This window comes from Streptomyces palmae (genome assembly GCF_004684805.1).
Lineage (GTDB): Bacteria > Actinomycetota > Actinomycetes > Streptomycetales > Streptomycetaceae > Streptomyces > Streptomyces palmae.
Genome location: NZ_SRID01000371.1, coordinates 1 through 6,738, shown reverse-complemented (window position 1 = coordinate 6,738; position 6,738 = coordinate 1). Strand labels below are relative to the sequence as shown.

Annotated in this window: 5 protein-coding genes and 1 pseudogene; 4 read left to right on the top strand and 2 right to left on the bottom strand. The window is 72.4% G+C overall.

What is annotated here, in order from left to right:
• Both E4099_RS26950 and E4099_RS26945 read left to right on the top strand, forming a co-directional pair.
• Window positions 1-681, top strand: a pseudogene (locus E4099_RS26950) (serine/threonine protein kinase); the annotation flags it as partial.
• A gap of 140 nt (window positions 682-821) precedes the next feature.
• Window positions 822-1,436, top strand: coding sequence for a SurA N-terminal domain-containing protein (locus E4099_RS26945; RefSeq protein WP_135341730.1), 615 nt, complete (start codon window positions 822-824; stop codon window positions 1,434-1,436).
• A gap of 71 nt (window positions 1,437-1,507) precedes the next feature.
• Here E4099_RS26945 and E4099_RS26940 read toward each other — a convergent pair whose 3' ends face one another.
• Complete coding sequence (locus E4099_RS26940; RefSeq protein WP_135341729.1) at window positions 1,508-2,179, bottom strand: GntR family transcriptional regulator; 672 nt, start codon at window positions 2,177-2,179, stop codon at window positions 1,508-1,510.
• Window positions 2,180-2,319: 140 nt separating this feature from the next.
• The gene (locus E4099_RS26935) at window positions 2,320-4,356 is read right to left on the bottom strand and encodes a collagenase (protein WP_135341728.1); all 2,037 of its coding nucleotides are present in this window, start codon (window positions 4,354-4,356) and stop codon (window positions 2,320-2,322) included.
• Between the two features lie 316 nt (window positions 4,357-4,672).
• On the opposite strand from E4099_RS26935, the gene E4099_RS26930 reads away from it, so the two are divergent.
• A complete protein-coding gene (locus tag E4099_RS26930; protein WP_245245198.1) occupies window positions 4,673-5,662 on the top strand; it encodes a nucleoside triphosphate pyrophosphohydrolase in 990 nt (329 codons plus the stop codon).
• Between the two features lie 482 nt (window positions 5,663-6,144).
• Complete coding sequence (locus E4099_RS26925) at window positions 6,145-6,594, top strand: DUF6479 family protein (protein ID WP_342451948.1); 450 nt, start codon at window positions 6,145-6,147, stop codon at window positions 6,592-6,594.
• Window positions 6,595-6,738 lie beyond the last annotated feature (144 nt).

The following is a 6,738-nucleotide window of genomic DNA, read 5'->3' as shown; positions in this document are numbered from 1 at the left end:
GTCCCGGGCGTCCGGCCCGCGGGCCCCGACCCCGTCCCGCCGGCCTTCGTCTCGGGCGGCGGCTCCCTGGGAGGTGCTCCGGGGACACCCGCGCCGCACTATTCTCCGGCCGCCCGGTCCGCGGACCTCGCCGAGGCCGTGGACGAGGTCAAACGGCTGCTGGACCACGGCCGGATCACCCAGGCCGTGGACATCCTCGGCGGGGTGCTGCCGCTGGCCGCGGCCCGGCACGGCGAGCAGTCCGCGGTCGTCCGGTCGCTGCGCAAGCAGTACGCGGCGACCCTGATGGACGACGGCCAGTACCGCCGCGCGCTGCCGGAACTGCGCCGACTGGCCGAGGAGCACGCCGCCGGCTCGGGCCCGGACGCCGCCCGCGTCGCCCTGCGGTTCCGCTACGAGGCGGCGCAGTGCCTGGAGCAGCTGGGCGAGGCCGCCGCCGCGCTGGCGGAGTACCGCACCCTGCTCCCGTACTTCGAGCAGTACGCCGCCACCGAACCGGCGGAGCCGCTGGAGATCCGCCGCCGCATCGGCCACCTGCTGCTCTCCCTGGGCGACCGCGCGGGGGCCCAGGACACCCTGGCCCGGCTGCTGTACGACGCGGAGCGGCTGCACGGACCCCACCACCCGCTGCCCGCGGAGATCCGGCGCACCCTGCACTGGCTCAATCAGGTGCACGGCTGAGGCGCGCTACCCAACCGCCCGCGAATCGTTGGTCCCAGCGGTAGCTACCGGCGCCCCTGACTCCCTACCATCGATCAACGCCAGAGATCGATCCCCGCCCGTCCATCGCAACGCCAACGCTGTGAACCGGGAGGCTCACTGTGATCCGTCGCCGCACCGCGCTCTCCGTCTCCGCCGCCTCCGCGCTGCTGCTGGCGGCGCCCCTGATCACCGCCTGCGGCGGCGAACCCCGTCCCGGCGCGGCGGCGGTGGTGGGCGGGGAGCGGATCACCATCTCCCAGCTCCAGGCCACGGTGCGCGAGGTGCGCGCGGCGCAGGACGACTCGCCGCAGGCCCGGCAGCTGATGGCGGGTTCCGGCCGGCTGAGCCAGGACACCCTGATCCGGATGATCCAGCACCGGGTGATCGAGCGCGCGGCCCAGGACAACGGCGTACGGGTCACCCGGCGCGAGGTCCAGCAGTTCCGCAAGCTGACCGAAGGGCGCCAGGGCGGGCCGGAGTCGGTGCGCGCCGCCTACCTCCAGCAGGGCATCGCGCCCGACCAGATCGACCAGCAGTTCCGGATCGAGCTCACCCGGCGCAAGCTGGTGAGCAAGCTGGACCCGCAGCAGGTCAACCAGACCTTCGCCCGTACCTCCAAGGCCCTGCACATCTCGGTCAACCCGCGCTACGGCACCTGGGACGACGCCCAGGGCACCACCAAACTGGGCAGTGAGCCCTGGCTGCGCACCACCCCCGAGGGCCAGACGGCCTGACCCGGGCGGCCGGCGCCCGCCGCGCGGCAGCCCGTCTTCGCGACGCCGCCCCCGGTCGAGCGTGTCGGGGGCTACGGCCCGGGGTGCGGGTCCCGCAGGGTGCGGACGTCGCCGAGGTGGCGGCGCATCAGGTCCTCGGCGCCCGCCGCGTCCCCGGCGAGCATCAGGTCGAGCAGCTCCAGGTGCTCCTCCGCGGAGGACATCAGCCGGCCGCTGCGGTCCTGGTCGGCCAGGCCCAGCAGCCGGGAGCGCTTGCGCAGGTCGCCGACCACCTCGACCAGGTGGGTGTTGCCCGCCAGGCCCAGGAGCCCCAGGTGGAAGCGCCGGTCGGCGTCGAGATAGCCGGTCAGGTCGTGGCGGCGGGCGGCGTCCACGATCTCCTGGGCCACCGGGCGCAGCGACTCCAGGTCCGCCTCCGGGGCGAGCCGGGTGACCCGGCCGATGGTCGGCACCTCGATCAACTCCCGCAGCTGGAGGTAATCGTCCAGGTCGCGGTCGGACAGTTCGGTGATCCGGAAGCCCTTGTTGCGCACCGGCTCCACCATGCCCTCGCGGGCCAGGGTGAGCATCGCGTCGCGTACCGGGGTGGCCGAGACGCCGAGACCGGCGGCCAGCGTGGGGGCGGAGTGCACCGTGCCGGGCAGCAGTTCGCCGGAGCTGATGGCGGCGCGCAGAATGTCCGCCACCTGGTCGCGCAGCCTCTCCTGCACCACGATGAGATTGCGTTGCCGCAGGTCAGCCACGGGAGCCCGCCTCTCTGAAACCGTATAGCACGTATAATTTCACATCGCACCGCACGGTTGTGGAAGCAGGACTCCGCCGCCCCGTGGGTGGGGGAGCGGCGGAGTGGTCGGGAGAGTGTCCCGCTGGGTGGGCGGATGGGTCAGGCGGTGCGGCAGGCGCCCGCCGCGCAGTCCATCGACCACTGGTCGAACTCGGCGTCATAGGCCCCGCCGATGGACCGGGTCAGGAAGTCGCGTGCCCCCTGCCAGTCGCCGGCGCGGTAGTAGCGGAGCAGGGTGTCGACCTCACCCGGGTGCCGCTCCACCATGAAGCGGACGGCCAGGTAGCCCCAGCGGTAGGTCCGGGTCTGGTCGGTGTTGGAGTAGGTGGTGTCGAACAGCGTGCTCAGCCGGTAGGTGCGCTTGCCGGCCTCGGTGATCGCCGCGTCGTAGTCCTCGTTGCGGTACTTGTAGGAGACGTACTCGGCGAAGCCCTCGATCCACCAGACGGTCGGGGTGGTCATCCCGTCCTCGAAGTCGCCGTACATGTCGTACCGGCCGTCGAGGTAGTGGGTGTACTCGTGGTTGAGGTTCCAGATGGCGAACTCGGGCTTGAGCCACTCCGCCTCGTAGGCGATGAACCGCGGCTGGTTGCCCGCCTTGGCGGGGTCACCCTCCAGGTACATGCCGCCGTTGTTGGTGTCGATGCCGTAGATGATCCCGGCGTAGGTCTGGTAGTCGGTGCTGGAGTCGAAGGCGGTGACCTCGATGGTCTCGTTGTGGTCGTCCCGCACCGGGCCGTTGTCCCGTGCGATGGAGTGGAAGAAGGAGTTCTGTCCGAGCAGGCTGTCGCAGGCCTCGGTCAGCTGGGCGTCGGTGATCTCCTGGGCCTTGATGGTGATGCCGCTGCCGCAGTCGTGCCGTACCGGCAGCACCGCGGCGGTCAGCCGCTCCTTGAGGTCACAGGTGCCGTACTCCGAGCACTGCGCCTGGTCGTAGGCGTCGGTCATCTCGGCGACCCCCACCCACAGCGGCGCGGTGGGCCCGGTGATGTCGCTCTTGGCCAGCAGGTCCTTGGCCAGCGGGCGGACCGTCTCGCGCAGGCTGTCGTGCTGGAGGAAGCGGCCCAGCTCGCGGCCCGCGTTGTAGACGAGGAACCGCTGCTTGCCGCTGAGCAGGTCGATGTGGTTCGCGGCGAAGGTCGTGACGGTGTTCAGCACGCTGTGGTCCTGCTCCACCGCGGTGACGAACTCCGGCACCTGGTGGCCGCGGAAGAGCACGGTGAAGACGCTGTTGACCGCGTTGACCATCCAGTACGAGTCGTTGTAGCTCTCGTTGTAGTCGGTCAGCAGTCGCTTGACGATCGACAGGTAGCGGGCGTTCTCCTGGGCGCTGTCGATCAGGATCACCGCCTCGGACAGGGTCTCGCCGTTGGCGTCGGTGACGTCGTGCGAGTGCGGCGCGGCGAAGAAGGCGTCCAGACCGCCCTGGATCGCGGACTTCAGCGAGCTGCCGTAGGGGCCCACGTCCTCCGGGTGGTACCACTGCGCGTAGTAGCCGGCGCGCAGGAACAGCACCAGCTGCGGCATCCCGGTGGAGTTGTCGCCGGGGTAGTCGGCCGAGCCGGCCCGCAGCGCCTGGGCCACGGTGACCATCTGCTCCTCGCGGAACGCCCCGCGCGCGTCGCCGCCGGTGAGGGGGAACAGCCTGTTGACGCAGTCGGTGGTGGATTCCTTGATCTTCCGTACCAGGGCGTCGCCGGTGTTCTGGGTGAAGTCGCTGATCTGGCAGTCGGCCGCGCGGACCCCGGCCTTCCGGCCCTGCAGGGAGGGTCGTGGGTGCGCGATGGACTTCCTCCCGGTCCGCGGCTGGTCGTAGTCCGTGCGCTGGGCGGTCCGGTCGGCGCTCAGCGGCGGACGGTCGGCGGCGGTACGGGCGCGCCGGTCGGTGTGCGTGGCATCGGTCGCCACCGCTTCCAGCTGGGCCCGCGGCGCGTCCGGGTCGGTGCTCGGGAGGTGCTGCCCTCCGGCCGCCGTGGGGGTACCGGCCGGACGGGAGTGGGTGGACGGAGCCGCCGCGGCCTGGCCGGGAGCGGCGAGCAGCCCGCCGCCCAGGGTGAGGGTCAGGGCCAGCGCCGCGAGCGGCCCGGAACACCGCCGCAACCGGCGCGCGCGTCGGCGCGCAGAGGGTATGCGCATCTTTGCTCTCCTGTGGGGGGTGGGATCGGCGGACCGCCAGGGGCCGCCATTGGCATGCACATGTGTGGCATGTGAGATGTAAAATTTCACATGCCACACGACATAGGGAAGACCCGTGCAGTGGGATTCCTCGCGGGTTCCGTACGGGCGTCCGTATGGGCATCTGTGCGGGCTTCCGGGCGGCTTGTCACCCGGTGGGTGGTTCCGGCCCGCCAGGCCGCTGCCCCGGCTCGGTGGCCGCGCGACCGAGCCGCTGGTGGTGGGCCCGATCCACCGGCCGGGGGGTGATGTCCGACCGCTGCGTTACGTTCGAAGGGTGAATCCTGCCCCCCACAGCGGCTCCGGCCGTCTGGTCCTGCTCACCACCAGCCACCGCGTCGCCCCCGGTCTGCTCTCCTGGCCCGCCTGGCAGGTGCTGCGCGAGGCCGACCGCGTCCTGTGCGCCGACCCCGCCCACCCGCTGCTGCCCTATCTGGGGGAGGCCGGGATCGAGGTCGAAGACGCCGAACCCCAGGCCCGCGAGCTGGTCGGCTACTGCCTCGACGGCGAACGGACGGCCGTGGTGATCACCTCGGCCGAAGGCGAGTCCGCCCTCACCGAGGGGCTGGCCCGGATGGCCGGTTCCGGCCGCGAGCGGATGCCGGACCTGGAGCTGCTGCCCGGCTCCTACGACCTTCCCGGCGCCCGGCTGCTCGATCTCGTCCAGGTGATGGACAGGATCCGGCTCGAATGTCCCTGGAGCGGTACCCGTACCAACGAGGAACTGGCGAAGTACGGCCTGGAGGAGGCGTACGAACTGGTGGAGGCGATCGAGGAGGGGGACCGGGAGGCGCTGCGCGAGGAGCTCGGCGATGTGCTGCTCCAGGTGGTCTTCCACGCCCGGATCGCCCAGGACGACCCGGAGGAGCCGTTCTCCGTCGACGATGTGGCGGGCGGGATCGTGGACAAGCTCATCCACCGCCACCCGCACATCTTCGGCGAGGAGGCCGCCGCCACCCCCGAAGAGGTGAGGGCGCACTGGATGCGCACCAAGGCGGTGGAGAAGGGACGCACCTCGATCACCGAGGGCATACCGCTGGCGCAGCCCGCCCTGGCGCTGAGCGCCAAGCTCGCCTTCCGGGCCCGTACCGCCGGACTGGAGGTGCCGCTGCCGCACGGCGAGGGGATCGGCTACGAGCTGCTGGCGCTGGCGGTACGCGCCGAGGCGGAGGGCGTCGACCCGGAGACCGCGCTGCGCGCGGCGGCCCGCGCCTACCGAGACGCGATCCGCGCCGCGGAGGACGCCACGGACACCGCGGACAACTGAGCGCCCCCCGGGCCACGTTCCGGTCGCCGCCGCGGCAGGGGGCCCATGGCCTCCCCTCGGCCGCGCGGCGCCCCGCGGCTCGCTCCTGGCCGTGAGCCCACCCCCACGGGGCCTTCCTCGCCGCGCCATGACCCCCGCGGAACGTGCTGCCGGCAACGGCACAGCACCGGCGCCCCTCCGTCACGGCGCGGTGCCCGCCATCCCGGGGCGGTGCCGTGACGGCCGAGCGGATCCTCCTCACGGTGCATGTCCCAGCGACCTTCGTCGCCGTGTCTGGGGCCGGCGGCACCGTTGCCGCGGCGCACGGGGCCCGCCACCCCGTGGCCGTGCCGTGACGGCCGAGTGGATCGCTCCCCGCGGTGAGTGCGCCGGGGGCGCCCTCACCGCGCCGGGCCGGCGCCCCCTTCGCCGTGGCGACGGGGCCGGCACCCCCCGACGGCACAGCGCCAGCGCCCTGGCATAGCGGTAGGGACCGATGCATCATGGGAGGAAAGGGGGATAAGGGGTACAGGATGGATATGGGTACAAAATCCGTTTCGCTCGCTGTGACCCAGGACTACCTGGTCGGTATCGGGCCGCTGGTGGCCGGTATCGCGATCGTGGCCATCCTGATCGTGGCCGTCTGGGCGGGCATCCGGGCCAAGGCCAAGGAACTCCCTCCCTCCCAGAAGCGCCAGCCGCGTGCCGGGGCCTGGGAGACGGAGCAGGAGCACATGCGGGGCGAGGTCAGCGCGCCGGACCACGGCCCGGGGTACCAGGACTCGCGCCCCACCCACCAGGACGCCCACCGCCGCCGGCCGATGGAGGTGCCGCAGGACGGCGTGCGGCGCATGCCCTACGAGTTCGAGAACTACGGCTACAAGGAGACGGAGGAAGACGCGGACCCGCCGAAGTGGACGCCCGGCCAGAGCGGCTCCTGGGGGAGCGGCTGAGGCGGCGGGTGAGGTCCTCTCCGTCGGGGCGGCCGGGCCCGAAAAGCCCGGCCGCCCGTTGCTGGGCGACGCTTATCGGCCACCGCCACGTGCCGCCAGGCACGGCGCGGCCCGCAGCGCGCCGCCCCGTCCGCGCCCCGGGCA

What these genes read in the sequence shown, in the direction of transcription:
- E4099_RS26935 (WP_135341728.1), bottom strand. Translation starts at nt 4,356, where the DNA reads ATGCGCATACCCTCTGCGCGCCGACGCGCGCGCCGGTTGCGGCGGTGT.
- E4099_RS26925 (WP_342451948.1), top strand. Translation starts at nt 6,145, where the DNA reads ATGGGAGGAAAGGGGGATAAGGGGTACAGGATGGATATGGGTACAAAA.